Annotated in this window: 22 protein-coding genes and 1 pseudogene; 10 read left to right on the top strand and 13 right to left on the bottom strand. The window is 72.1% G+C overall.

Translation table 11 applies throughout. The annotated features are described in order from the left end of the window. Nucleotides 1-80: 80 nt before the first annotated feature. A complete protein-coding gene (locus tag IPK81_21440; GenBank protein QQS15208.1) occupies nucleotides 81-803 on the bottom strand; it encodes a neuromedin U in 723 nt (240 codons plus the stop codon). A 288-nt stretch (nucleotides 804-1,091) separates the two neighbouring features. Beyond that, complete coding sequence (locus IPK81_21435; GenBank protein QQS12054.1) at nucleotides 1,092-1,460, bottom strand: hypothetical protein; 369 nt, start codon at nucleotides 1,458-1,460, stop codon at nucleotides 1,092-1,094. Nucleotides 1,461-2,281: 821 nt separating this feature from the next. Between IPK81_21435 and IPK81_21430 the strand changes: the two are divergent. Beyond that, a pseudogene (locus IPK81_21430) lies at nucleotides 2,282-2,365 on the top strand (sulfur globule protein CV1). Nucleotides 2,366-2,478: 113 nt separating this feature from the next. Here IPK81_21430 and IPK81_21425 read toward each other — a convergent pair. Together IPK81_21425 and IPK81_21420 are read right to left on the bottom strand one after the other, a co-directional pair. Continuing rightward, entirely contained in the window at nucleotides 2,479-2,709 is a 231-nt protein-coding gene (locus tag IPK81_21425; protein QQS12053.1) for a hypothetical protein, read from the bottom strand. A 206-nt stretch (nucleotides 2,710-2,915) separates the two neighbouring features. Then, nucleotides 2,916-3,983: a hypothetical protein gene (locus IPK81_21420; protein QQS12052.1), complete on the bottom strand. Its 1,068-nt coding sequence runs from the start codon at nucleotides 3,981-3,983 to the stop codon at nucleotides 2,916-2,918. Between IPK81_21420 and IPK81_21415 the strand changes: the two genes are divergently transcribed. The 3 genes from IPK81_21415 to IPK81_21405 all read left to right on the top strand — a co-directional run bounded on the left by IPK81_21415 (nucleotide 3,961) and on the right by IPK81_21405 (nucleotide 7,519). Beyond that, the gene (locus tag IPK81_21415) at nucleotides 3,961-4,275 is read left to right on the top strand and encodes an OmpA family protein (GenBank protein QQS12051.1); all 315 of its coding nucleotides are present in this window, start codon (nucleotides 3,961-3,963) and stop codon (nucleotides 4,273-4,275) included. The genes IPK81_21420 and IPK81_21415 overlap by 23 nt on opposite strands. Nucleotides 4,276-4,694: 419 nt before the next feature. Then, a complete protein-coding gene (locus tag IPK81_21410) occupies nucleotides 4,695-6,083 on the top strand; it encodes a flagellar motor protein MotA (protein ID QQS12050.1) in 1,389 nt (462 codons plus the stop codon). A gap of 2 nt (nucleotides 6,084-6,085) precedes the next feature. Continuing rightward, the gene (locus IPK81_21405) at nucleotides 6,086-7,519 is read left to right on the top strand and encodes an OmpA family protein (protein ID QQS12049.1); all 1,434 of its coding nucleotides are present in this window, start codon (nucleotides 6,086-6,088) and stop codon (nucleotides 7,517-7,519) included. 170 nt (nucleotides 7,520-7,689) lie between these two features. Here the strand turns inward: IPK81_21405 and IPK81_21400 are convergent, their stop codons facing one another. The 5 genes from IPK81_21400 to IPK81_21380 form a co-directional block, all read right to left on the bottom strand. Then, on the bottom strand, nucleotides 7,690-8,313 hold the full coding sequence (locus IPK81_21400; GenBank protein ID QQS12048.1) for a DsbA family protein: 624 nt from the start codon (nucleotides 8,311-8,313) through the stop codon (nucleotides 7,690-7,692). A gap of 31 nt (nucleotides 8,314-8,344) precedes the next feature. Next, entirely contained in the window at nucleotides 8,345-9,655 is a 1,311-nt protein-coding gene (locus tag IPK81_21395; protein QQS12047.1) for a hypothetical protein, read from the bottom strand. Nucleotides 9,656-9,813: 158 nt separating this feature from the next. Next, nucleotides 9,814-11,520, bottom strand: coding sequence for a serine/threonine protein kinase (locus IPK81_21390; protein ID QQS12046.1), 1,707 nt, complete (start codon nucleotides 11,518-11,520; stop codon nucleotides 9,814-9,816). 59 nt (nucleotides 11,521-11,579) lie between these two features. Then, nucleotides 11,580-12,257 carry a sulfite oxidase-like oxidoreductase gene (locus tag IPK81_21385; GenBank protein ID QQS12045.1) on the bottom strand — a complete coding sequence of 226 codons (678 nt, stop codon included), beginning with the start codon at nucleotides 12,255-12,257 and terminating at the stop codon, nucleotides 11,580-11,582. 324 nt (nucleotides 12,258-12,581) lie between these two features. Next, nucleotides 12,582-13,616, bottom strand: a complete 1,035-nt coding sequence (locus tag IPK81_21380) for a Fe(3+) ABC transporter substrate-binding protein (protein ID QQS15207.1) — start codon at nucleotides 13,614-13,616, stop codon at nucleotides 12,582-12,584. A 286-nt stretch (nucleotides 13,617-13,902) separates the two neighbouring features. Between IPK81_21380 and IPK81_21375 the strand changes: the two genes are divergently transcribed. From IPK81_21375 to IPK81_21360, 4 genes are all read left to right on the top strand, one after another. Further along, nucleotides 13,903-14,970: an alpha/beta hydrolase gene (locus IPK81_21375; GenBank protein ID QQS12044.1), complete on the top strand. Its 1,068-nt coding sequence runs from the start codon at nucleotides 13,903-13,905 to the stop codon at nucleotides 14,968-14,970. Between the two features lie 281 nt (nucleotides 14,971-15,251). Next, complete coding sequence (locus IPK81_21370; GenBank protein ID QQS12043.1) at nucleotides 15,252-16,001, top strand: sulfite exporter TauE/SafE family protein; 750 nt, start codon at nucleotides 15,252-15,254, stop codon at nucleotides 15,999-16,001. A gap of 179 nt (nucleotides 16,002-16,180) precedes the next feature. After that, nucleotides 16,181-16,684: a hypothetical protein gene (locus tag IPK81_21365; GenBank protein QQS12042.1), complete on the top strand. Its 504-nt coding sequence runs from the start codon at nucleotides 16,181-16,183 to the stop codon at nucleotides 16,682-16,684. A 75-nt stretch (nucleotides 16,685-16,759) separates the two neighbouring features. Continuing rightward, nucleotides 16,760-17,329 carry a protein-tyrosine-phosphatase gene (locus tag IPK81_21360; GenBank protein QQS12041.1) on the top strand — a complete coding sequence of 190 codons (570 nt, stop codon included), beginning with the start codon at nucleotides 16,760-16,762 and terminating at the stop codon, nucleotides 17,327-17,329. 19 nt (nucleotides 17,330-17,348) lie between these two features. Here IPK81_21360 and IPK81_21355 read toward each other — a convergent pair whose 3' ends face one another. Continuing rightward, the gene (locus IPK81_21355; GenBank protein QQS12040.1) at nucleotides 17,349-18,152 is read right to left on the bottom strand and encodes an SDR family oxidoreductase; all 804 of its coding nucleotides are present in this window, start codon (nucleotides 18,150-18,152) and stop codon (nucleotides 17,349-17,351) included. 136 nt (nucleotides 18,153-18,288) lie between these two features. Between IPK81_21355 and IPK81_21350 the strand changes: the two genes are divergently transcribed. After that, nucleotides 18,289-18,780 (top strand): GNAT family N-acetyltransferase, encoded by a 492-nt coding sequence (locus IPK81_21350; protein QQS12039.1) that lies wholly within the window; start codon nucleotides 18,289-18,291, stop codon nucleotides 18,778-18,780. Then, entirely contained in the window at nucleotides 18,707-19,540 is an 834-nt protein-coding gene (locus IPK81_21345) for an SDR family oxidoreductase (GenBank protein ID QQS12038.1), read from the top strand. The genes IPK81_21350 and IPK81_21345 overlap by 74 nt, the downstream gene beginning before the upstream one ends. Nucleotides 19,541-19,634: 94 nt before the next feature. Here IPK81_21345 and IPK81_21340 read toward each other — a convergent pair whose 3' ends face one another. The 3 genes from IPK81_21340 to IPK81_21330 form a co-directional block, all read right to left on the bottom strand. Next, nucleotides 19,635-20,978 carry a VWA domain-containing protein gene (locus tag IPK81_21340; GenBank protein ID QQS12037.1) on the bottom strand — a complete coding sequence of 448 codons (1,344 nt, stop codon included), beginning with the start codon at nucleotides 20,976-20,978 and terminating at the stop codon, nucleotides 19,635-19,637. Nucleotides 20,979-21,454: 476 nt separating this feature from the next. Beyond that, a complete protein-coding gene (locus tag IPK81_21335) occupies nucleotides 21,455-22,804 on the bottom strand; it encodes a VWA domain-containing protein (protein ID QQS12036.1) in 1,350 nt (449 codons plus the stop codon). 122 nt (nucleotides 22,805-22,926) lie between these two features. Continuing rightward, on the bottom strand, nucleotides 22,927-24,264 hold the full coding sequence (locus tag IPK81_21330; protein ID QQS12035.1) for a hypothetical protein: 1,338 nt from the start codon (nucleotides 24,262-24,264) through the stop codon (nucleotides 22,927-22,929). Nucleotides 24,265-24,351 lie beyond the last annotated feature (87 nt).

The following is a 24,351-nucleotide window of genomic DNA, read 5'->3' as shown; positions in this document are numbered from 1 at the left end:
GGGAACGACGTGACGCGGCGGTGACACGGATCGGAGTCGAGCATCCCGCCGGGGACGCCCGGCACGCCACGGCGTGTCGTTCATTTCGGGAACAGGAACGTCCACTGGAGCCGTAGCTGCCAATCCGGCCCGTTGACAGTCTGCGGCTTCACGACGTTGTAGTAGGCTTGGACGCTGGTGTTCACGGGCTGGTGGCCGATGCGCCAGATCTTGCCGACGCCGCCGCCGACCGGGACCGTCCATCTATCGCCCGATCGCGCCGTCCAGTCGGCGGTGATGATCGGGCCGGTCGAGAGGTACCAGCCGCCGGGCAGGTTGTAGTTCACGAACGGCTGGAACGTCATGCGGTCGACGTTCTTGCGCTGGCTGTCGCCGGCGAACGACCAGATGTTGTTCACGAGCGCGCCCAATACCCACGGCGCCGGCGACCAGACGACCACCGCCGACGGGCCGATCCCCCACTTGCCGTTGCCCAGCACGCGGTCGGTCGCCGTCGGCAGCAGGAAGGTCGGACCGAATCCCACCATGAGATTGCCCGGCATCTTCGGCACGAGGAAGAAGGTCGGATTGAAATCCCCCAGTCCGAACGTCGCGCCGCTGCTCTGTCTCAGGTCGGGCTGGTTGATCAGCGGCATGATCACCCGGGTGACGAGGTTGAAGTCGTCGCCGAGGCCGATCGGGATCACCGGCTGGACGTTGACCAGCGACTGGGTGCGGTCGTGCGGCCCGAGGCCGAAATTGAAATTGGGCTGGATCGGAAGGCTGATCAAGTCGGCGATGGGGTTTTGCGATTTCGCGGCCAGCGAGCCACCGCCCTCCTCGGCCGGAGGCGCGGCGGCGACAGAAACGCTCGTCCATGAGACGGCGGCGCATAGGGAGCGCCGCCAGGCATCCGCCACGGCGTTTGATCATGATGAGTTCCTTCGCAATGACGAATGCAGAGGTCACAGCGCCGTCGCCACGCCGGCATGGGAGCCGACCGTCGGCCCGCCGTTCGGCGCGCCTATCGAAAGGAGGACTGCGCGCGGCACGCGGGCCGGGCCGCGCGCGCTTCCGTCATCCTCTCCGGGAGGGCCGTATGCCCGCCCGGCTCACGGCGTGGTGCCGCTCCACTTACAGCCCTCGCGGGGCTCGGTGACGAGAAGCGTCCGCGGAGTCTTGCTGGTGTCCGCCACCACCACGAGCCGCACGCGGCCGAGCTCGAACTCGGTCCGGTAGACGCCGGCGCCCGTCGCCTTCATGTCGTCGGTGATGCCGCCGCTCGATTTGATGGCCGCCTTGTCGGCGGCGACCGTGACCGTGTGCTCGCGCGACAGGGCGGCGTCGAGCGCGTTGCAGACGCCGACATTCGCCGGATTCGCGGCCAGACGGAACGTGTACGTCCCGGACTGCTGCGCCATCGCGCCGCCAGCGAACAGGACGCCCGCGATCACCGACGCGTGGAACAATCTGCTGTGCATCTCACACTCCATTTGAACGGACGAACCGGCTCCTGACAGAGGCCGGAATGGCCGCAATGCTTGGACCAGGCGACTTTCACCGCCGTGACATGGATCAACGCCGGCGACGCGGCGTCGATGCCGCTTGATTCCATAGACCTTGCCGGGGCGACCGTCAAAACGGCCCGGGCGTGGCGTCGACGTCCGCCGTGGGTGGCAATTCGCACGACGCGCGCGACATCGCGCGTCCTCCCCCCGCGACGATATCCCCAGACGCGCCGAGTCGGTTGAGCGCGCGGGGGCGATTGGCTATGGTGGAACCGCGCCGCGGTCGGGGGACCGCGGCGGCTCCGATAGGCACGTGACCGAAGAGGCGTCGATCGATGACCGCCCCGCCCGATTTTCGTCGCCTCAAGCGGCGCGCGGCGCGCTTGGCCGCGATGGCGGCGGCGTGCGCGGCGGTCGCGGCGCCGGCGGCGGCGCAATATGGCGGCTCCCCGATCGTCGGCGCCTACAACCCCTACACCCAGGCCGGCCCCGGTCAGCCCGCCGTGCGCGGCTATGGCCCGCCGCCGCCGCCGATGGTCTACGGCGCACCGGCCTATCCGCAGGCCTATGGCGCGCCCGGCTATGGCGGCGCCGCGCCCGGCCTGCCGATGGCGGTCAATCCCTCGCGGCGCCCCGGCGTCGGGGGCCCGGTGCCGGGCATGCCCTATGGCGCCGCGCCGCCCGCGCCGGCGCCCGGCGTGGTCGCGGCGTACAATCCTTGGAGCGGCGGCGCCTCGGCACCATCCAGCGGCTACCCGGCCACCGGTGCCCCGGTCTACGCCTCGGCCGCGCCCGGCTACGGCGTACCCGCCTATGGCGCGCCCGGCGGTTATGGCGCTCCAGCCTATAGCCCGCCGCCGTACGGCGCCATGGCGCCAAGCCAGACCGCCGCGCTCCCCGGCGCCGGTCTGCCACCACCACCACCCGGTCCGATCCGCAGCCGCCTCGTCGCCGTGCCGGAGACCGGCGGCACGGTCCGCAGCCCGACGCCCTACAGCACGATCCCGACCTCGCCCGGCCGCGCCGCGACGACTCCGCCACCGACCGCGATCGCCGCCGCCCCGGCGATGACGCCGCCGCCGGTGCCGGCGACTGCGACCGCAGCGCCTCCGCCAGCGCCGGCCACGCGGCCGAGCCCCGGCGAACCGCCGGCCCGCGTCGGATCGGTGACCGTCACGCCGCCGGCGCGCCCCGCCGCGCCGGCAGCGACACCGACGCCCATGCCGCCAAGGCCAGTGGCGACGCCCGCGCCAACTCCAGCGCCCGCCGCAGCGATGTCGGCACCGGTCGCACCGAAGCCAGCGGCCGCGCCGACGCCTCCGCCTGCGCCCGTCGCGGCGGCGCCCGCGCCGGTACCGACTCCGCCGCCCGCGCCCGTCGCGGCGGCTCCCGCGCCCGTACCGACTCCGCCGAAGCCCGCTGCGGCGCCTACACCGCCGCCCGCACCTGTCGCGGCGGCTCCCGCGTCGGCACCGACGCCGCCGAAGCCGGCGGCGGCGCAGACACCAACGCCCGCGCCCGTCGCGGCGGCTCCCGCGCCGACAGCGACTCCACCGAAGCCCGCCGCGGCGCCGACACCACCGCCCGCGCCCGTCGCGGCGGCGCCCGCGCCGTCACCGACTCCGCCGAAGCCCGCCGCGGCGCGACACCGCCGCCGGCGCCCGTCGCGGCGGCTCCCGCGCCGGCACCGACGCCGCCGAAGCCCGCCGCTGCGCCAACGCCCGCGCCCGTCGCGGCGGCCCCTGCGCCGGCACCGACTCCACCGAAGCCCGCCGCTGCGGCACCGCCGCCGCCCGCGCCCGTCGCGGCGGCGCCCGCGCCCGTACCGACTCCGCCGAAGCCAGCGGCTGCGCCGACGCCAACGCCCGCACCCGTCGCGGCGGCCCCTGCGCCGGCCCCGACTCCACCGAAGCCAGCGGCTGCGCCGACACCGACACCCGCGCCCGTCGCGGCGGCTGCCGCGCCAACTCCGCCGAAGCCGGCGGCCGCACCGACTCCACCGCCCGCGCCCATCGCAACGGCTCCGGCGGCACCGTCGAAGCCGACGGCCACTCCCTCGCCCGCGCCCGCCGCGAGCGCGCCACCCGCCGCGTCGACATTGATCTCTGAGACGGTGACGCGCGCCTCGACGCCGCAGGCGCCGGCGCCCGCCGCACCGCCGGCGGCGGCCGCGAAGCCCGCCGAGAAGCCGGCGGCGTCGAAGACCGAGATGGCGCAGCGTCCGACCCGGCCCGGCGAGCCGCCGCCGCCGGCGCCACCACCGCCGGCCACGACGCCGCGCGTCGGCGCGACGGAACCACCGGCGAAGCCGGGCGCGACGCCGCCGGCGCCTGCCACACCGCCCGCGCCAGCCGCTCCGTCCGCGACTCCGCCCGCCGCGGCCGCGAAGTCCGCGGCTCCACCGGCCGCCGCGCCGGCCGCGAAACCCGCCGCTCCCGCGGCCAAGCCGACGCAGGTCGCGTCCGCGCCGTCGGTGGCGATCGGTCCGGCGCGCATCACGTTCGAGCAGAACTCCGCCGCGCTGTCGGCCGACGCGCGCGCCGAGCTCGACAAGATGGCGCAGGCGATCGTCAGCGGCGAGACCGGCAGGATGACTTTGAAGGCCTACACCAGCACCGGCGGCAGCACGAGCGAGACGCGGCGCATGTCGCTGGCGCGCGGCCTGGCGGTGCGCTCCTACCTGATCGACAAGGGCGTGCCGAAGGAGAAGATCGATCTCCAAGCGCTGGGCAACGTCGGCGATGCCGGCCCCGCCGACCGCGTCGACCTGCTGCCCGGGAAATCCTGAGCGGCGCGGCGGCGGCCGCTCGCCGCCGCCGCCACGCGCTCCCTCCGTAGGCACCCCAACCTCCTTCCTCTCGTCCACCTCCGTCGCGCTGAGCGCCCGCCAAGGACCTCGCCGCCGGCGCCATCACCGCCGCCGGGAAGGACGTGCGTCGCCGGCGACATCGCGGAGTCGAGGTCTTTCGCCGCGCTCAAGACGACAGGCGCGGCGACATGCCTCGAACGGAGGCGGCTCGGCGCCTCGATACTCGCGCTCGAGCGCAGGGCGCGGCCCGGCGGCGCGCGCCGTTGGATCGGCGCGCCGCCCCGCCATCGCCATGATCGCGGCGCTGCGTGGTCGTGCGGCGGGGCCGGAGGCGCTATGATCGCGGCGCCGGCCGCGGCCGGACGCGACGAGATGCCGGACCGCCTGGAGCACGCCGAATGACCCGACCGCGCCGTTACCTGCTGCGCATGCTGCTGTTCCTGCTGGCGGTGGCGGGCGTGGCGTGGGTGCTGCGCGGGCAGCTGATCACCACCTTCTGGCACAACCCGGTCATCAACGGCGCCATCCTGACCACGCTGGTGCTGGGCATCGCCTTCATCGTGCGCCAGGTGCTGTCGCTGGAGCGCGAGGTCGAGTGGCTCGACACCTACCGCCGCGACCAGCCGCCGACCTCGGCGGCGTCGCGCCTGCGGCTGCTGGCGCCGATGGCGACCATGCTGGGCGAGCGCAGCGACAAGCTGAAACTGTCGCCGATGGCGACGCGCTCGCTGCTCGACGGCATCGCCTCGCGTCTCGACGAATCGCGCGAGACCTCGCGCTACGCCATCGGACTGCTGATCTTCCTCGGCCTGCTGGGCACGTTCTGGGGCCTGCTCGACACCGTCGGCACGGTCGGCGAGGCGATCGCCGGCCTGCAGGTCGGCGGCGACAGCCTGCAGATGTTCGCCAAGCTCAAGAGCAGCCTCGAGGGGCCGCTGAAGGGCATGGGCACGGCGTTCGGCGCCTCGCTGTTCGGCTTGTCGGGATCGCTGGTGGTCGGCTTCCTCGAGCTGCAGGCCGGCCAGGCGCAGAACCGTTTCTACAACGACCTCGAGGACTGGCTGGCTGCGCAGACCCGCATCGGCGGCGGCGCGCTGCAGATGGACGGCGACCAGCCGCTGCCGGCCTACGTCGAGGCGCTGCTGGAGCAGAGCGCGGAGAGCATCGACCGGCTGCAGCGCACGATGCAGCGCGCCGAGGAGGTCCGCGCCAGCGCCGGCGACACCACGGCGCAGCTCGGCGAACGGCTGCTGACGCTGACCGACGCGCTGCGCCAGCAGCAGGAGACGCTGGCGCGGCTGGCCGCCAACGGCGCCGAACTGCGCGAGGGCATGGCGTGGCTGGCGGAGCGCGCCGTGGCGCCGCCGGCGCCGCCCCTGGTCGACGAGGAGTCGCGCGCGCACCAGCGGTCGCTGGAGGCGCAGCTCGCCCGGCTGGTCGAGGAGACCGCCCGCGCCCGCGCCGCGCCGCCGGTCGACGACGCCTCGCGCGCGCACCAGCGGACGCTGGAGGCGCAGCTCGCCCGGCTGGTCGAGGAGACCGCCCGCGCCCGCGCCATGCCGGCGGCGGCCCCCGACGAGGCGCAGCGCGCGCACCAGCGCGCCATCGAGGCGCAGCTCGCGCGGCTGGTCGAGGAGATGGTGCGCGGCCGCACGGCGCTGGCCGACGAATTGCGCGACGAGTTCAAGCTGCTGGCCCGCACGCTCGCGGCGCGCTCCGCCGGCGAGGCGCGCGCGGCCGAAGCGCCGCGCGCGCCGCTGGTGCCGCGCGACCGCGCCGGAAGCTGAGCGTGGCCGGCCTCGCCTCGCGCCGCCGCGGCGCGCACGCCGACTACACCTGGCCGGGCTACGTCGACGCGCTGGCGAGCCTGCTGATGGTGCTGGTGTTCCTGCTGGCGTTCTACACCGTGGCGCAGTTCGCGCTGGGCACGGCGGTGAGCGAGCGCGACCGCTCGATCGCCGGGCTGAAGGGAGACGTGTCGCTGCGCGACACCACCATCGACAAGCTCGGCGCCCAGCTCTCGCAGCTCGGCGACCTGCTGCGCATGCAGCGCGCCCGCGCCGAGGAGCTCGACAAGCGGGTCGGCGCGCTGACCACGGATCTGCGCGGCGCCACGACGGCGCGCGACAAGCTGGCGGCCGACCTCAGGGGCGCGGAGGAACGCATCGCCGGCTTCACGGTCGAGCGCACCGCGCTGGAGGCCCGCCTGGCGGAGATCGCCGCCGCCCGCGCCGAGCAGGAGCGCCGGCTGGGCGCGCTGACGCGGGAGGGCGAGGCGCGCGCCGCCGAGGCGGCGGCCGAGCGGACGCGGCGGATGTCGCAGGAGGCGGCGCTGACCACCGAGCGCGACCGGTTGGCGGCGCAGCTGCTGGCGCTGACCGGCGACCGCGAGAAGCTGGAGGCGCTGCTGCGCGCCGCCGAGCGCGAGGCGGCGTCGCGCAGCGCCGACGCCGCCAACGCCGCCGACGCGCTGCGCCGCGAGATCGACCGGCAGAAGCTGGAGCTGACCCGGCTGGCGGCGTCGCTGGCCAGCGCCAACAACGAGCGCGGCAAGCTATGGGACGATCTCACGGAGGAGCAGAAGCTGACGGCCGAGTCGAAGGCCGCCGTCACGCGGCTGGCCGGCGAGCTCAACGCCACCCGCGCCGAGCTGGCCAAGCTCAACGCCGCGCTCGACGCCGCCGACGCGCGCGCCAAGGAGCAGCAGGCGCAGATCGTCGAGCTGGGGCAGCGGCTCAACCGCGCGCTCGCCAGCAAGGTCGAGGAGCTGTCGCGCTACCGCTCGGAGTTCTTCGGCCGCCTCAGCGAGGCGCTGCGCGGCCAGGCCGGCATCGCGGTGGTCGGCGACCGGTTCGTGTTCCAGTCCGAGGTGCTGTTCGACAGCGGCTCGGCCGACCTCAATCCCGCCGGACTGCGCCAGCTCGAGCAGCTCGCGACCCAGCTCGCCGGGCTGATGCGCGTGATCCCCGGCGACGTCGACTGGGTGCTGCAGGTCAACGGCCACACCGACAGCGCGCCGATCAGCAACGAGCGCTTCCCGTCGAACTGGGAGCTGTCCTCGGCGCGGGCCATCGCGGTGCTGAAATTCCTCGTCGACAAGGGCGTGCCGCCGCAGCGCCTGCTGGCCGCCGGCCACGCCAACTTCCTGCCGCTCGCGACCGGCGACACGCCCGCCGCCCGCGCCCGCAACCGCCGCATCGAGCTGCGCCTGACGAACCGGTAGGCGGCGCGGCACTCATGCCCCTCTCCGGCCGTGCGGGAGAGGGCCGGGGTGAGGGGCTACGCGGGCGATCGGGCGACACAAGCCGTGGCTGCGGGTGTGGCCCCTCACCCTCCCACGCTTCGCATGGCCCCCACCCGCTCCCGCGAGCGGGCGACGGAAGAGAGGAGTCGCTACGGCCGCGCCAGCAGCTCGCGGATCCTCGGGAGGTGTTCGCGGCCCCAGTAGAGGTCGCCGTCCTCGAGCAGGAAGCTGGGCACGCCGAACACGCCGGCGGCCTCGGCGTCGCGGCGTACGGCGTCGAGCCGGTCCCGCCCCTCGCGGTCGAACCACGCCGCGAAGGCCGCGCCGTCGGCGCCGCATTCCGTCAACACCCCGGCCAGCGCCGAATCATCCTCGATGTCGAGCTCGCGCTTCCAGAAGCGCTCGAACACGCGGTCGTGGTAGGCGCGGAACACGCCGGCCTCCTTCGCGTAGAGCATGCCGGCGTTGGCGCGCGCGGAATCGAAGATCTTGCGCGTTCCCCGGATGACGAGGCCGCGCAGATTGGCCTCGCGGCGGCAGTCCATGTAGCTGTACTTCACGCGCCGCCACTGGTGGGCGTTGCGGCTCTCGGCCAGCACGTTGCCGCTGGAATCGACGCTGGCGCTGCCGAGGTAGGCGGGGATGTCGAGCGTGTAGGGCAGCCAGTCCAGAGTCACGCCGGTGTCGCGCTCGAGTTCGTAGGCGGGGTCCTTCGCCAGATAGGCGTAGGGGCTCTTGTAGTCGCTGTAGACGCGGATCACGCGGCGGGCCATGCGCCGTCCCTCCCCCGGCGCGGCGCCGCGCTCAATTGCCCTCGCGGCGGAACTCCGCCTCGCCCAGCCCGGTGTCGCACATCGCCACCGTGTCGCTGATCCGCCGGCAGGTCATGCCGCCGGCGTAGCGGAAGAAGCGCGACGGATCGCACTCGACGCGCGGATAGGTGATGCGCAGCTTGCCCGTGCCGTCGAACTTCGCCGTCGCCGGTCCGTGGCAGCGGCTCGATCCGTAGCCGGGATAGGTGGCCGACGAGGTGTTGGTGCCGTTGCCCTTGTCGTCGAAGCACAGCCGGCCGGCGTGCTGCGTGCCCATCACCTCGCCGCCCTCGTTGGGCCGCAGCCGCGACGGCGTCGGTTTGCCCAGCACCCAGCAGCCCTTGAGGATCGCCAGCTCGCCCTTGCCCCAGCGGTCCTCCGGCAGATCGATCGGTTTGGGCGGCGGCGGCGGCTTGCAGTCGCGGATGCGCGCGGCGGCCTGGTCGCGCATCGACGCGAGGATGCCGCGCAGGCGGGGTTCGTCGGCCTGGGCGGCGGCAATGGCGGCCTCCAGCGCCGGCCGCGGATCGGGCGGCGGCGGCGGCGCGGGCGGCGCCGGCGGCACCGGCAGCAGCGCGATGTCGATGGCGGGCGAGAACGGCAGCAGATGGCGCAGCATCCACGACGTGCCGAGCAGCAGCAGGATCGCCGCCAGCCCGATCCCCAGCCACAGCGGCCACGCGAACGGCGCGGCGCGCGCGACCACGGCGGCGACCGGCATCGGCGCCGCGGCGGCGAACGCCATCGCCGGCGCGGCGGCGGGCGCCAAGGCCATGCCCGGCGGCAGTTGCGGCGCGACGGCGGCGGCGGCCGGCGGGATCGCCTGGGTCGCGGGCAGGAAGGCGCCGGGCAGCACGGCGCCGGCGCCGCCGGCCTCGTAGCCCCAGCACACGACCACCGGCTGGTCGCCGACGCGGAACACGTACTCGTCGGCCGGCGCGGCCGAGGCCAGACGCAGCGAGGCGCCGGCCAGCCGGCCGTCGTCGGTGGTGCCCGCCTCCAGCTCGCGGCCGACGCGCTCGATGGCGGCCAGCATGGTGGCGACCTCGGCGCGCAGCGCCTCGGCCTCCGGCGGCGGTAGACCCGCCAGCGCGCGCACAACGCCCGGCGCGGCGCTGTACCAATCGATGCGGCCGCCGCCGGCGTGCGGCTGCGGCTCGGCCAGCAGCGCCGCGTGGCGGGCGTCCAGCCGGCGGCCGACCACGGCGCGGATCTGCGCCTGGGCGTGGTGCAGCGGCGCGCCGCGCACGCCGAGCGGCCGCGCGCCGGCGGTGGTCGTGCAGACGAGGGTGGGGCCGGTCATGGTCCGTGGGTCAGGGGCGCGCGTCGACGCGGTGAATCGAACCACCGCCGCGACGCGCCGTCAATGCGCGGACGGGCGGTAACCGCGCGGCGACGCGTGGGATTGCGGCAATGCCCGCAAGCGACCCGCGCCACGGGAACCGAAAGCGCTCGGCGGACTCAACGGGCGAGGCGCACCCACGAGCAGCCTTCGGTCGTGATCGTGCCGTCGAGGCGTCGGCCGCCCGCGTCGAGCCGCGCCTGGATCCCCACCATGACGTAGTTCGGCGGCTGGTCGATCCATCGCGCGGGGCGCAGCGACACGACGTTCCGGGCCGGATCGAAGGCGCCCGTCATGCGGAACCTGCCCGACAACCCGTCGGCGCCGCCCGGCAGCGGATAGAACGAGAATACCGCCGACAGCGCCTCCGGCCGGCCCTCCACGACCAGCGTCAATCCGGTCGCGCCCTGCAGACAGGAATACGATCCGGTCCAGGTCCCGGCGACGGTCGGCACCTGGGCCCGCGCCTCGTCCCGACTCGCCGCGTCGCGGGCCGCGCGCTCGCGCGCCTCCGCCGCCGCCTTCTCGGCGGCAACCCTCGCCGTCCGCTCGGTCTCCGCCCGCTCCCGAGCGAGCCGTTCGGCGGCCTCGCGCTCGGCGGCGGCTCGCCGCGCCGCCGCCTTCTCCGTCTCGACCCGCTCCGCCTCGGCCTTCGCGGCGGCGGCCTTGTCGGCCTCCACCCGCGCTCGGGCCGCCGCTTCCGCCTCGGCGGCGATCCGCGCCGCGCGTTCCTTCTCGACCACAAGCTGGTGGGCAGCGGCATCCTGCATCGTCCGCCACGCGTAGACGCCGCCTCCCGCCAAGGCCAGCGCGACGACTCCCGCCGCCAGCCAGGCCGGCCAACGCGGGCGCGCCGCCTTCCCCGCAACCGGCGCGCTCACCGGCGCGGCCGCGGCCGCCCGGGGGCGCAGACCGCCGGCGATCAAGCCGCGCCATTCCGCGATGCTCTGCGGCCTGCCGGCCGGTTTGAGCACGAGCGCGGCGTCGATCGCCGCCAACAGACCCGGCGCGTACCGTCCGCGCCCGATCTCCGAGGCGGGCGCGAGCCTGTCTTCGATCATCCGCTCGATCGCCGACGGCGGCTGCACGCCCGACACGCATTGGTGGAGCGTCGCCCCGAGCGCGTAGATGTCGGACCACGGGCCTTGGTTGCCCGACACGGCCATCTGCTCCGGGGCCGCGTAGCCGGGCGTGAAGATCGCCGTCATCGCCTGCGTGCGCCCCTGCACCGCCATGCGCGAGGCGCCGAAATCGATCAGCTTGGGCGTCCCCGCCTCGTCGATCAGGATGTTGGCGGGCTTGATGTCGCGGTGCAGGAAGTCGGCGTGGTGGACCGATTCGAGCCCCGCCAGCAGCGGATGCAGCAGCCGCTCGATGCCGTCCTGCGACAGCGTGCCGTGGCGTTTCAGCAGCGCTTCGAGGGTCTCGCCGCGCAGGAACTCCATGACCATGTAGGCGGTGCCGTTCGCCTCGACGATGTCGTGCACGTTGACGATGCCCGCCGCGCGCTCGAGGCGCGCGAGCGTGCGCGCCTCGTCGGCGAAACGTTCGCGCCCCCACTCGAAAGTCTCGGCCTCCTGCGCCGAACGCGGCCGCACGGTGCCGTCGGGATGCCGCACAGAGAAGCCGCTGGGAAGGTATTCTTTGATCGCGACGTCGCGGTGCAGCCGCGTGTCGTGGGCGCGGTAGGTGGTGCCGAAGCCGCCGAGGCCGAGCACGCTCCTGATCTCGTAGCGTCCGAGCCGGTAGCCGGCCGGCAGCGTCTGGGAATCGCCCGGCGGCCGCGGATCGGATGGCGGCGCGTCGGCCGGGCGCTCGTCGGACATGGTCTCCCCCGCCGGCCAGTATGACGGGCTCCCGCCGCCCGTCGCAAGCGGCCGCGCCCCTACTCCGTGTCGTACCGCTGCTCCAGCCACGGATCGCCGTAGTTGTGGTAGCCGCGGACCTCCCAGAAGCCGGGCTTGTCGTGCTGGCTGAACTCGATGCGCTTGATCCACTTCGCGCTCTTCCAGAAATAGAGCGCGGGGATCACGACGCGCACCGGGCCGCCGTGCTCCAGGCTGATCGGCTCGCCGTTCCACGTCGTCGCCAACAGCGCGTCGTCGGCGTCGAAATCGGCCAGCGGCACGTTGGTGGTGTAGGTGTCGTAGCTGTGGAAGATCACGTGCCGCGCCTCGGGCTTCGGCTTGACCACCGACAGCAGATGCCGCGCCGACACGCCGCGCCAATCGTTGTCGTAGCGCGACCACGCCGTGACGCAGTGGATGTCGCCGCGGCGCGCGACCTGCGGCTCGTCGGTGAAGTCGCCCCACTTCCACGCCACGGGATTCTCGACCAGCCCGTCGATCGTCAGACGCCAGATGTTGGTGGGGATGTCCGGCTGGACGCCGAGATCGAGCACCGGCCAGTTGGTGACCAGACGCTGGCCCGGCGGCAGGCGGTTGGCGCGGCGCGGATCGGCCGCGCCGGTCAGCAGCCGGCCGTCCTCGGCCCAGCGGCGTTTGCTGTCCACCAGCTTGTCGCGGATCTTCCCGAACAGGCCGATCCCGTCATCCGCCGCCATCGCCATGCCCCTCGCGCGCGCCTCGTCGGCGTCAGACTCCGCGATCGCGAGCGACGGCGCAAGGGATCGAAGCCGCGCTTTGTCCCCTCTCCGCCGCGCAGCGGGGGAGAGGGAGGGGCCCGCGCCGAGCGCGGGTACGCAGTATCGGCGAAGCGCCGATACTGCGGCGGTGAGGTGGTCGTCGTATTCGCCACGATATCGATGGAAACTCGACGTGCGTCGATATCGAACGTCATCACCTTCGCGACGACCCACCTCACCCCGACCCTCTCCCCCCGCAAGAGCGGGCGGAGAGGGAGGAAGACGCGAGAGCGTTCACCGCCTCTACTTCCAGCCGGCCCGGTCGAACAGTGTCTGGGCGCGGGCCTGGTGCTTGCCGAACTCGCCGACGTTGACGGTGTCGACCTTGAAGGGACCCCACGAATCGAGCGCCTTGTTGTCGACCTTCACGCCGGTCGCCGCGGGGTACTCGTTGTTGCCGTCGGCGAAATAGCGCTGGGCGGCGTCGCCGGCGAGGTACTCGAGGAAGGCCTGCGCCTCCTTCGGATGCGGCGCGGTCTTGACCATGCCCCCGGCCGAGACGTTGACGTGCGTGCCGCGGTCGCCCTGGTTGGGGAACGAGATCGCGAGCTTCGCGGCCATCGCCTTGTCCTCGTCCTTGGTCGAGTTGAAGACGCGCGCGGCGTAGTAGCTGTTGACGATGGCGACGTCGCACTGGCCGGCCGCGACCGCCTTGATCTGGTCGGTGTCGCCGCCCTGCGGCGGGCGCGCCATGTTGGCGGCGACCGCCTTGGCCCACGCGCCGGCCTTCTCCTCGCCCTGGGTCGCGACCATCGAGGCCAGCAGCGAGACGTTGTAGACGTGGCCGCCGGAGCGGGCGCAGACGCGGCCCTTCATGCCGGGACCGGCGAGGTCCTCGTAGCGCGCCACCTCGCCCGGCTTCACCTTGTCCTTGGCGTAGACGATGACGCGGGCGCGGGTCGAGAACCCGAACCACTTGCCGGCGGGGTCGCGCAGATGGGCCGGCAGGCGCTGCTCCAGCACGGCCGACTTCACCGGCCCGAACACGCCGGCCTGCTCGGCGCGCCAGACGCGGCCCATGTCGACGGTGATCAGCACGTCCGCCGGGCTGTTGGCGCCCTCGTTGCGGATGCGCTCGATGATCTCGTCCTCCTTGCCCTCGATACGGTTGACCTTGATGCCGGTCGCTTTGGTGAAATCGGCGTAGAGCCGGTCGTCGGTCTGGTAATGGCGCGCGGTGTAGAGGTTGACGACGCGCTCCTGAGCGGCGACGCCGGACACGGTCGACAGGGCGAGCGCGGCGGCGATGACGATGCTCTTCAAGATGCGTTCCTCCAGCTGGACGGCGCTTCCGACGTAGATGCGATCAATTCGCAATCGCACTTATCCCTGTCATTGATCCATGTCAAGCGAGTGAGAATTAATCGCAGATTGTGGATAGAGATACTCGGCGCGCTCAAGCCGATTCTGGCGATCTGCCGCCGGATTCCGCGGTCCGGCGCCAAAAGCGGCACCACCGCGCTTCATTTCGAGCGACGGCTCGCTTAGTGTCGAGGGGAGCTGGCGCGACGGGCGCCGGAGCGATGACGGGAACGACGGGATGGGCTGGCGACGGATCGCGCGCGTGGCAGCGCGGATCGCGATCTCGCTGGTGGCCGTGCTGGCGGCGGTTCTGATGGCGACGCTGATCGAATTCGAGGGAACGCCGGTGGCGTCCACGGCCGAGGGCGCGGCGCCGGCCGCCGTCCCCGCGGTCGTACGCGACACCTACGTGGCCGCCGACCGATACGGATTCCTCACGGCGGCCGATGGCGCCAAGCTGCGGTTCGGCGTGTGGACCGCCAAGGCGACGCCGGCGCGCGGGTCGATCCTGCTGTTGACCGGACGTGGCGAGTTCATCGACAAGTACGCCGTCGACATCGTGCCGACGCTGCTGGCCCGCGGCTTCGCGGTCTACGCCATGGACTGGCGCGGCCAGGGATTGTCGGCGCGCCTGGTCGAGGACCGCCAGAAGGGCCACATCGACAGCTTCGACACCTACCTGTCCGACCTGAAGGCGTTCATCGCCACGGTGGTCGAGCCGGAGGCGCCGCGGCCCGTCGTCGGGTTGACGCATTCCATGGGCGGCAACGTCCTGTTGCGCTACCTCGCCGAGACCGGCCCGGAGTCGAAGGTCGCGGCGGCGGTCTTCGGCGCGCCGATGACCGGGCTGCGGCGCGAGGCCATCATCTCGACCATGCTGATGCTGCTGCCGTCGGTGCCGCAGGTCGACGAGCGCTTCTTCTACGGCTCGGCGCCGTTCCAGCTCATCGGCCGCGAGTTCATCGGCAACAAGGTGACGCACGACGAGCGCCGCTTCCGCTTCACCGAGGCGTGGTTCGCGGCCGACCCGCGGCTGTCGCTGGGCGGGCCGACGGTGGGCTGGCTGCGCCAGGCCACGCGCTCGATCCGCGCGCTCGACGCGCCGGGCGTGCCGGAGCGCATCGCGGTGCCGACGCTGGTGTTCAGCGCCGGCCAGGATCTGCTGGTCGACAGCAAGACGCACGCCGCGATCTGCGAGCGCATCCCCGGCTGCGCGCTGATCCCCTACCCCGACGCGCGCCACGAGATCATGATGGAGACCGACGCCATCCGCGCCCGCCTGTTCCGCGACCTCGACCCCTTCCTCGACCGCGTCGCGCCGAAGCGGTAGGGCGTGGCGACGGTCCCGTCGTCATGCGTGACGCGATGGACGTCGTCGTCGCCTCGACGAACGATCCTCGCCGCGACGGCCGATGGCGATCGCGCGGCGTGCGGCGAAGCGCCTCGACACGGCCGGCACCGGCGAAACCGCAAGGCGGCGGTGACGCGACGCGGCTTGCCGCGCGCGGCGGCGACGGCGACAATTCCGCGAAATCGAGGGGAAACGCCGCATGCGACAGGCTGCACCACCGAACGTCGATTCGCCGGACGCCGCCTGAGCCGATCGCGGACATGGAAATCACGACGCACTACATCGTGGCCGTCACGGTCGCGTTCCTCGTCGCGGGCGTCATCAAGGGCGCGGTCGGCCAAGGGCTGCCACCGACCGCGATCGCGATCTCGCTGGCGTTCGGACTGCCGCCCGGAGAGGCGCTGGCGCTGATGACGATCCCGACGCTGGTGTCGAACGCGTGGCAGGCGCTGGACGGTCCGCACTTCAAGGCGATGCTGGCGCGCTTCTGGCCGCTGGGCGCGCCGTTCGCCGTCGGCGTCATCGTCGCGGCCGCGGCGGCCGGATCGCTCGGCTCGGGCGGCTCGATCGCCTGGCTCGGCCTGATCCTCGCCGCCTTCGCGGTCACCGCGCTGGTGGCGTGGCGGCCGCGCGTCGCCAAGCGCCACGAGCCGTGGGCCAATCCGCTGTGCGGCGCCGTCAGCGGCGCGATCGGCGGCGCCACCGGCATCGCGGCGGTGCCGTTCCTGCCCTACATGCAGTCGCTCGAGCTGACCAAGGACGAGCTGGTGCAGGCGCTGGGGATCCTGTTCCTGTTCTTCACCGGCGCGATGACGGTCGCGCTGTGGTTCACCGGCCACGCCAACACCGGCAACATGGTGAACGCGACGCTGGCGACGATCCCGACATCGGCCGGCATGTGGCTGGGCGTGCGGCTGCGCCGGTCGATCCCGCCGGAGGCGTTCCGGAAGCTATTCCTGCTCGCGATGCTGGCGTTCGGCCTGTATCTGGCGAAGGGACTATGGCCGTGAGCGATTCAGTTGTGGATCGATGCGGGCACCCGTCAGGAACACGTCAGCCCGTGACCGGATAAAGGACGTGCGCGATGGCCGGTCCACCCCAACGGATCGATCGTCGTTGTCACCCCCAACTGCGCCCGCCGACTTGTCGACGGGCGCTTTTTGTTGGGCCTCGCGAATCGCGACGCCGGATGTTGACGACGCTGATCGTCGTCGCCGAGAATCCGGCGCCGGCGGACGTGCCGCATCCGGGTGGAGACGTGATCATGCGCGACGACGCCGGACGTTCGAAAGCGGCGCGGTGGCTCGCCGCGGCGCTCGCCGCGCTCGCGCTGGCCTGCGCCAGCGGCGGCGCCTCGGCCCAGGACAGCGAGCTGCGGATGATCGAGGAGGTCATCCGCCGCGCCGAGGCCGGAGAGCCCGAGAACGGTTTCTGCCGGTCGACGCGCTGGCCGCCGGGCGACAGCCTCGAGGCGTTCACGGCCTATCTCAACGCCGCGTCCGTCGGATCTTGGAAGATCAACAACTTCGCCAATGGCAACTGCGCCTACGACCGCGTCACGGCCATCCACCAAGAGGACGGCGGCAAGTGCGTCAGCTACACGTACTGGAGCTGCACGCGCGACGGCAGCTGCGGCGTCGGGCGCTCGGTGGACTGCCTGGATTCGGCCGGCGTCTTCGTCCGGCGCCGGTAGGACGCGCCGGCCGAACGATTGCGCCGCCCCGGCGCGCGCGCTAAGCAGCCCGGCGCTCCGAAAGGCACCACCGACATGTCCGCGCCGCGTCCGCTCACGCCGTTCCGGGTCTCGATCTGCGGCCTCGCCGATCTGCCCAAATTCGCGGGCGACGGGGTCACGCACGTGCTGTCGCTGATCGACCAGCACCATCCCGAGCCGGACGCGCTGTCGTCGTTCGAGGGCGCGCACCGCGAGCTGCTGCGCTTCGACGACGTGGTCGCGGAGTTCCCCGGCTTCCGCGCCTGCACCATGGACGACGTCGCCCGCGTGCTGGCGTTCGGCGAGAGGCTGGCGCCGCCGCTGGGCGACGGCGGCCACCTGCTGGTCCATTGCCACGCCGGGATCTCGCGCTCGACGGCGTCAGCCGCCGTGCTGATGGCGCAGCACAACCCCGGCCGCGAGACCGAGGCGTTCCTCTCGCTGCTCGACATCCGCGCCCACGCGTGGCCGAACACGCGCGTGGTCGAGTTCGCCGACCGCCTGCTCGACCGCGGCGGCGCGCTGATGGAGGGGCTGCTGGCCTACCGGCGCGCGCTGATCGAACGCAAGCCGAACCTGCGGTCGATCATCGTCAACATCGGCCGCGGCCACGAGCTGCCGTAGCGGCGGCCGCCCGCGCCGCTCAGCGCGCGCGCAGCGGGGCGTGGCCGAGATGCATGCCGGCGTCGACGACGAGGAACTCGCCGGTGATGTTGCTGGCGCTGGTGGTGAAGAACACCGCCGCCTCGGCCATCTGGTCGGTGGTGCCGGCCTGCTGCAGCGGCATCTGCGTCTCCTGGTGCCGCTTCGACTTCTCGTAGGCCTCCTCGCCCATGCCGTTGAGCAGCCAGCGGCTCTGGATGAAACCGGGGCACACCGTGTTGACGCGCACCGCCGGCGCCAGCCAGCGCGCCAGCGCCAGCGTCATGGTGTTGAGCGCGCCCTTCGAGCACAGGTAGGGGATCGACGAGCCGATGCCCATGACGCCGGCGACCGAGGAGATGTTGACGACGGAGGCGCGCTCGCCCAGCTCCTCCCACTGCCGCTTCATCACCGGGAAGGCGGCGCGGCTCATCTGGTAGGGGCCGACCACGTTGATCCGGTTGATGCGTTCGAAATCCTCGGCGTTGACCGCGTCGAGGTCGCCGGCCGGCTGGAACGTCGTGGTGCCGGCGTTGTTGACGACCGCGTCGAGCCGGCCCCAGCGCTTGACGGCGTGGTCGACCAGCTTGCGGCAGTCGGCGTCCTGGCCGACATCGGCCTGCACCAGCAGCGACTCGACGCCCTTGGCGGCGACGGCGGCGGCGGTGTCCTCGGCTTCGGCCTTGCTGCGCGAGTAGTTGATGACGACGTTCCAGCCGCGGTCGGCGAGCTGCAGCGCCGTCGCCGCGCCGACGCCCGTCGCCGATCCCGTGACGATCGCGACCTTGCCCTTGTCCTTTTCCATCCGCGTCTCTCCCGACCCTTGAATCCGCCGCCGCGCGGCGGCCCGCGGCCGCACCCTACGCGATCGGCCCGGCGATTCGAAGCGCGCCGGCGCGCCGCCGGGTTGGCATCGGCCGGCGGCCGCGCGAGGATGGGCGATGGATTTCGCGATCTCCGATCTGCGCGACCGCCCGGCGTTCCTCGACGTCGTCGCCGACCGCGTGTGGCGCGCGTGGTGGAAACCGCGCGGCCATCCGCTGGAGCGGGTCGCCGGCGGCCTGCGCGCGGCGCTGGACGCCGGCCCCCTGCCCTTCGCCGTGGTCGCGCACGACGGCGGCGCCTATCTCGGCTCGACTCTGGGGGTCGCCTCGGATCTCGACGAGCGGCCCGGGTACACGCCATGGGTGGCCGCCGTGTGGGTCGAGCCGGCGCACCGCCTGCGGTCGGTCGGACGGTCGCTGGTCGGCCATGCCGCCGGCGTATGCTTCGCGCGCGGCTTTCCGCGCGCCTATCTCTGCGCGTCGGTCGAGCGGCGCGATTTCTACGTCCGGCAGGGCTGGGTGCCGATCGAGGCGGATGTCGGTCCGCACCGGCAGACCGTCTACACGATGGACGCGCCGGCGCCGGCGGCAACGGGGGCTTCGCGATGAACGATCTCTTCTCTGTCAGGACCGGGTGGCGCTGGTGACGGGCGCGTCGCGCGGCCTGGGGCGCGACTTCGCGGAGACGCTGGCCGGCGCCGGCGCCACCGTGGTGTGCGCCGCCCGCACCGCGCCGGACCTCGACGCCACGGTGGCCGCGATCGCGGCCGCCGGCGGCCGCGCCGAGGCGCTGCTGCTCGACGTCGCCGACGAGGCGGCCGTGGTCGCGGCCGTCGCCGGGATCATCGCCCGCCACGGCGGCCTCGACGTGCTGGTCAACAACGCCGGCATCACGCACCGGCAGAAGGTGGTCGACACCGCGCGCGCCGACTGGCAGCGCGTGCTCGACACCGACCTGACGGCGCCGTTCCTGCTGGCGCGCGAGGCCGGCCGGCACATGGCGGCTCGCGGCCGCGGCCGCATCGTCAACATCGCCTCGGTGCTCGGCATCCTCGGCCGCGAGAGCGTGGCCGCCTATGTCGCCTGCAAGCACGGGCTGATCGGCCTGACCAAGACGCTGGCGGTCGAGCTGGGGCCGGAGGTGACGGTGAACTGCATCGCGCCCGGCTACATCCGCACGGAGTTCAACGTCGTGCTGCAGGAGAACCGGGCGTTCTCCGCCATGCTGGAGCAGCGCACCGCGTCGCACCGCTGGGGCCGGCCGGAGGATCTCAGGGGCGCGCTGCTGCTGCTGGCGTCCGACGCCGGCGCCTACCTCACCGGTCAGTCGATCGTGGTCGACGGCGGCTTGACGACGGTGCTGGCCTGAGGCGCGCCGGCCGGCGGAACGGAAACGGACCGCGGGGTGGGTCCGCGGTCCGTCGTGGAGGGGGATATCCGGACGCCGGGGCGTCCGGTGGCGGCTACTCCGACAGGCGCGGCGGGCCGGTGAAGACCGCGTTGCGGTTGGCCTGGGCGATGGCGGCGAAGGCCGCCGTCAGCTCGGACGCGTTGTTGGCGGTGAAGCGCGTCGCCGGGCTGGTGGCGCAGTTGGTCCACAGGTTGACCGCGTTCGCGTTGCCGGCCGGCACCTCGGAGCCCAGCGTGTAGACCACCACGCCGGCCGCCTTCATGGCGGTGCAGATCGCCAAGGTCTGCGTCGTGGAGTTGCCGTTGCCCGACTCGTAGTAGCTGTTCATGTCGAAGTCCGACAACAGCACCACGGCCTTGTGGGTCTTGGTCACGTCGTAGGCGAGCGGCACGCCGCCGGTGAAGATGCTGCCCCATTTCGGCGACACCATGTACCACGCCCAGGCGGCGCCGATGTGGCCGGCGGTGCTGCCGTTGGATACGAGTTTGCCGATGTTCGTCTTGACCGTCGAGGCCGATGACGTCAACGGACGGATGCGCGAGGAGTCGCTGGGAACGTCCGAGTCGTAGTTCCGAACCGAGCTGGCGTAGGCGCCCATGACGTACTCTTTCTTGACGCTGAAGCGCCCGAAATACCCGCCGGTGGCCGGCGGCTCGTCGGTGAACTTGTTGGCGCCGGTGCGCTCGACCACGGTGCTCCAGTGCGACGAGGTCGAGCCGGTCATCGTGTAGTAGTAGGTCGAGCTGACGTTCACCGCCGAGGAGTACGGCACGAGGGCGACGCGCGAGCTGTACGGCGTCTGAACGGGCTGCACGACGGTGTCGACCAGATCCTTGGCCGCCTGCTTCACGACGTCGAGCTTGGTGCGGCCCGTGCCGTCGCCGGCGGAGCCGTTCATGGAGCCCGACACGTCGATCATCAGCGACACTTCGAGGTTGCGGATCTGGACGATCGAACCCAAGGTCGCGACCGAGCGCGAGGAGATGGTGCGGCTGATGCCGAACAGCGCCTTGGCGAAGGCGCTGGGCAGATCCGAGGTGACGATGACCTCGACCTTGCCGGCGACGCCGGCGCTCGGACCGGTGGTCGGCGGCGAGTTCACCACCAGGGTGTGGTTCGCGTCGACCACGAAGCCGTTGCGCTGCGCGTCCTTGATGGCCACGGTCCGCGCCGTCTGCAGCGTCTGGCCGTCGCCCATGAGGCGCGCGGCGCCGATGCTGACGAAGTCCGAGACCTGCCGGAGCTTGCGCTTCTCGGAGTACCAGAGGCCGGTGTCGACGGCGAGCGCCAGGCCGCCCATCATCACCGGCAGCGCGAACGCCCCGATGACCATCATGCTGCCGCGGTCCTCGTAACCCAGGACGCGGAGAGTCTTCCTCATGAACGAGTCGCTCACGTGCGGTCTCCTCGCGGATGGTCCCCGGCGGCCGGACGCGGTTTCACGCGGGCGGTGGACGATGCCGTCCAACCCGTCGTGTCGGCGTGCCATTCGGAGAAGCGAGCGATCATGACGCCCGAACCATCGCTTTATGACTAGGTTAAAATTCGACGACGTAATCTACGCAGGCGAGCTTCCAAGTGTTTGGTACGGCCTATATCAGGCGACACCCGGTTGCTCTTATGTCGGAAATTTAACCAGCCTTAGAACAAGCGTCAATATTCACAGTTAACTAATTGATATTAATTATATTTTTGCATAGCGTTCAATTCTCTAATCTCGCTCTATTTATTGCACTTTCCCTTAATTTGTAATGATATAGGTACAAATCTTCACCTAACAATGCGCACATCGCGGCATCATCATCGGATCTGGCGAAGCGAGGATTCGCTCGGCTAACGACGGCGCCACGGCCGGATCGCGCTCCCGACTCTCTACTCCGCCAGCTGGGGGGCGCCGTTGGAGAACACCGAGTTGCGGGTGGAATTGGCGATGCCCGCGAAGGCGGCGACCAGGCCGGCGGCGTTGTTGGCGTTGAACCGGGTCGCGGCGCTGGTGGCGCAATTCGTCCACAGGTTCATGGCGGTCGAGTCGGAGGCGTTGACGCCGTAGCCGAGGGTGTAGATGACCACGCCGGCGGCCTTCATCGCGGTGCACAAAGCCTGGGTCTGGGCGGCCGAGCTGCCGTTGCCCGACTCATAGTAGCTGTTCATGTCGAAATCCGACAGCAGCACCACGGCCTTGACGGTCTTGGTCGCGTCGTAGGCGGCGGGGACGGCGGCGCCGGTGAACACCGCGTTCCAGTTCGGCGACACCGTGTACCAGGCCCAGGCGGCGCCGATATGGCCGGCCGTGGTGCCGCTGGCGACGAGCCCGTCGATGCTGGCCCGGATCGAGGCGCGGTCGGCGGACAGCGGGCGGATGCGCGATCCGGAGCCCGGCACGTTGGAGTCGTACTGCCGCACCGTCGAATTGTACGCGCCCAGCGCGCTGCCATGCTTGGTCGAGAATTTGCCGAAATAGCGGCCGGAGGCGGGAGGCGTGTCGGTGAAGGCGTGGCTGCCGGTCCGTTCGACCACGGTGCTCCAGGCGGAGGACGACGAGCCGACGGCGGCGGCGTAATAGGTGGAGCCGACGTTGACCGAGGACGAGTACGGCACCAGCGCGACGCGGGACTTGTAAGGCGTCTGCGTCGTCTGCACGACGGTGTCGACCAGGCTCTTGGCCGATTCCTGCATCAGCTTCAGCTTGCTGCGGCCGCTGCCGTCGCCGGCCGACGCCGTCATCGACTGGCTGACGTCGAGCATCAGCGCGACCTCGAGGTTCTTGTTCTGGCCGCCGCTGCCCAGCTTGGCGACGGCGCGGACGGCGATGCTCTTGTCGACGCCGAAGAACGTCTTGATGAACGAGGACGGCAGCTTGTTGGTGACGATGACCTCGACCGCGCCGGCGACGCCGGCGTTGGGGCCGGTGGTCGGCGGCGAGTTGACGGTGATGGTCCGGTCCGGGCCGGGCACGAAGCCGTTGCGGGCGGCGTCGTTGGCGGCGGCGACGCGGGCGACCTGGAGCGTGGCGCCGGCCTGCATCACCCGCGCGGCGCCGAGGCTGGAGACGTCGGCGACCTGGCGCAGCCTGCGCTTCTCCGCCGTCCACATGCTGGCGTCGACCGCCAGCGCCAGGCCGCCGACGATGGCCGGGAGGGCGAAGGCGACCAGCAGCATGGTGCCGCCGGAACGGTCATCGAGGCACTTGCGCAGGGGCGACAGCGTCGGGAGGCGGAACATGGCTATCTCCAAGGCGCGGCTCGTCCGGTCGGATCCGGGCCGCCGTCTGAATTCTTCGATATCGCTGCGGAAAACGCGGCCGCGCGGCCCGTGGATGGAGGCCGCGCGGCGGGAGGCGGAGGCTACTCGGCCAGGGCCGGGTTGGTCGTGCTCACCGCGCTGACGGTGGAGCTCGCGATCTGGCGGAAGGCGGCGAGCAGGTCGTCGGCGGTCTCGGCCGTGTAGCGCTTGCCGGCGTCGGTGGCGCAGTCCTTCCACAGGTTGACCGCGGTGGTGTTGCCCTGGTCGACGTTGTAGCCGAGCGTGTAGATCACGATGCCCGCGGCCTTCATCGCCGTGCACAGCGCGCGGGTCTGCTCGGTCGAGTTGCCGTTGGACGCCTTGTAGTAGCTGTTCATGTCGAAGTCCGACAGCAGCACCGCGACCTTCTGCGTCGTCTCGCCGTAGGCGATCGGCGCGGCCGCGCCGGTGAACACGGTGTTCCACTTCGGCGACAGCGTGTACCAGGTCCACGCCACGCCGAGATGGCCGGCCGTGGTTCCCTTCCCCGTCAGTCCGTCGATCGAGCCCTTCAGCGTCGCCGTGTTGGCGGAAAGCGCGCTGATCGCCGCCGCCGGCACGTTCGAGGTGTAGTTCGCGACCGACGACGCGTAGGCGCCGTACGCGCTGTTCTTCCGCGTGCGGAACTCGGCGAAGTAGGTGCCGGCGCCGGGCGCGTCGTCGGTGAAGGCGTAGGCGCCGGAACGTTCGGTCACGGTCGTCCAGCCGCTGGTGACCGGCTTGCCGGTGATCGCGGTGTACCGCGCCGAGCCGACGTTGACCGACGACGAGTACGGCACCAGCGAGACCCGCGAGGTGAACGGCGTCTGCACCGGCTGCACGACCTCGTCGATCAGCGCCTTGGCGCCGTCCTGCATGGCCTTGAGCTTGGTCACGCCGGCCGTGCCGGAGCTGGAGTTCATCGAGCTGCTGACGTCGAGCATCAGCGCGACCTCGAGGTTCTTGCCCTGGACGCGCGAGCCCATCTTGGCGACGGAGCGGCCGTGCGCCCAGCCGGTCGAGCTCATGAACACCTTCGAGAACACCGACGGCAGCTTGCGGGTGACGAGCACCTCGACCGCGCCGGCGACGCCCATGTTCGGGCCGCTGGTCGGCGGCGAGTTGACGGTCAGCGTGGCGTTGACGCCGGCGACGTAGCCGTTGCGCGCCGCGTCGTTGATGGCGACCGTGCGGGCCACGTCGAGCGTGGCGCCGTCGCGCATGGCCCGGGCGGCGCCCAGGCTGGCGGTGTCGGCGATCTGCTGCACGGCGCGCTTCTCGCCGTACCACATGGCCACGTCGACACCCAGGCCGAGGCCGCCGACGACCACCGGCAGCGCCAGGGTCACGAGGATCATCGAGGCGCCCGAGGTGTCCCCGCGCAGCCGGCGGGCGATCTGTAGCGGAGAGAAACGAGCCATAACCTGCCCCCTATAAGTGAGGACGGGCGGGGTACTCCCGGCACAGCGCTCCCCGTTCGGAAAACGGCGTTTCCACCGTCTCCGCCC

Source organism: Rhodospirillales bacterium (genome assembly GCA_016699855.1).
Taxonomy (GTDB): domain Bacteria; phylum Pseudomonadota; class Alphaproteobacteria; order Reyranellales; family Reyranellaceae.
This window is presented reverse-complemented; position numbering and strand designations above follow the sequence as displayed.

What these genes read in the sequence shown, in the direction of transcription:
- IPK81_21435 (QQS12054.1), bottom strand. Translation starts at nt 1,460, where the DNA reads ATGCACAGCAGATTGTTCCACGCGTCGGTGATCGCGGGCGTCCTGTTC.
- IPK81_21425 (QQS12053.1), bottom strand. Translation starts at nt 2,709, where the DNA reads ATGGGCGTCGGTGTCGCTGCCGGCGCGGCGGGGCGCGCCGGCGGCGTG.
- IPK81_21420 (QQS12052.1), bottom strand. Translation starts at nt 3,983, where the DNA reads ATGCGCGCCGGACCGATCGCCACCGACGGCGCGGACGCGACCTGCGTC.
- IPK81_21410 (QQS12050.1), top strand. Translation starts at nt 4,695, where the DNA reads ATGACCCGACCGCGCCGTTACCTGCTGCGCATGCTGCTGTTCCTGCTG.
- IPK81_21400 (QQS12048.1), bottom strand. Translation starts at nt 8,313, where the DNA reads ATGGCCCGCCGCGTGATCCGCGTCTACAGCGACTACAAGAGCCCCTAC.
- IPK81_21395 (QQS12047.1), bottom strand. Translation starts at nt 9,655, where the DNA reads ATGACCGGCCCCACCCTCGTCTGCACGACCACCGCCGGCGCGCGGCCG.
- IPK81_21390 (QQS12046.1), bottom strand. Translation starts at nt 11,520, where the DNA reads ATGTCCGACGAGCGCCCGGCCGACGCGCCGCCATCCGATCCGCGGCCG.
- IPK81_21385 (QQS12045.1), bottom strand. Translation starts at nt 12,257, where the DNA reads ATGGCGGCGGATGACGGGATCGGCCTGTTCGGGAAGATCCGCGACAAG.
- IPK81_21370 (QQS12043.1), top strand. Translation starts at nt 15,252, where the DNA reads ATGGAAATCACGACGCACTACATCGTGGCCGTCACGGTCGCGTTCCTC.
- IPK81_21365 (QQS12042.1), top strand. Translation starts at nt 16,181, where the DNA reads ATGTTGACGACGCTGATCGTCGTCGCCGAGAATCCGGCGCCGGCGGAC.
- IPK81_21360 (QQS12041.1), top strand. Translation starts at nt 16,760, where the DNA reads ATGTCCGCGCCGCGTCCGCTCACGCCGTTCCGGGTCTCGATCTGCGGC.
- IPK81_21355 (QQS12040.1), bottom strand. Translation starts at nt 18,152, where the DNA reads ATGGAAAAGGACAAGGGCAAGGTCGCGATCGTCACGGGATCGGCGACG.
- IPK81_21350 (QQS12039.1), top strand. Translation starts at nt 18,289, where the DNA reads ATGGATTTCGCGATCTCCGATCTGCGCGACCGCCCGGCGTTCCTCGAC.
- IPK81_21345 (QQS12038.1), top strand. Translation starts at nt 18,707, where the DNA reads ATGTCGGTCCGCACCGGCAGACCGTCTACACGATGGACGCGCCGGCGC.
- IPK81_21335 (QQS12036.1), bottom strand. Translation starts at nt 22,804, where the DNA reads ATGTTCCGCCTCCCGACGCTGTCGCCCCTGCGCAAGTGCCTCGATGAC.
- IPK81_21330 (QQS12035.1), bottom strand. Translation starts at nt 24,264, where the DNA reads ATGGCTCGTTTCTCTCCGCTACAGATCGCCCGCCGGCTGCGCGGGGAC.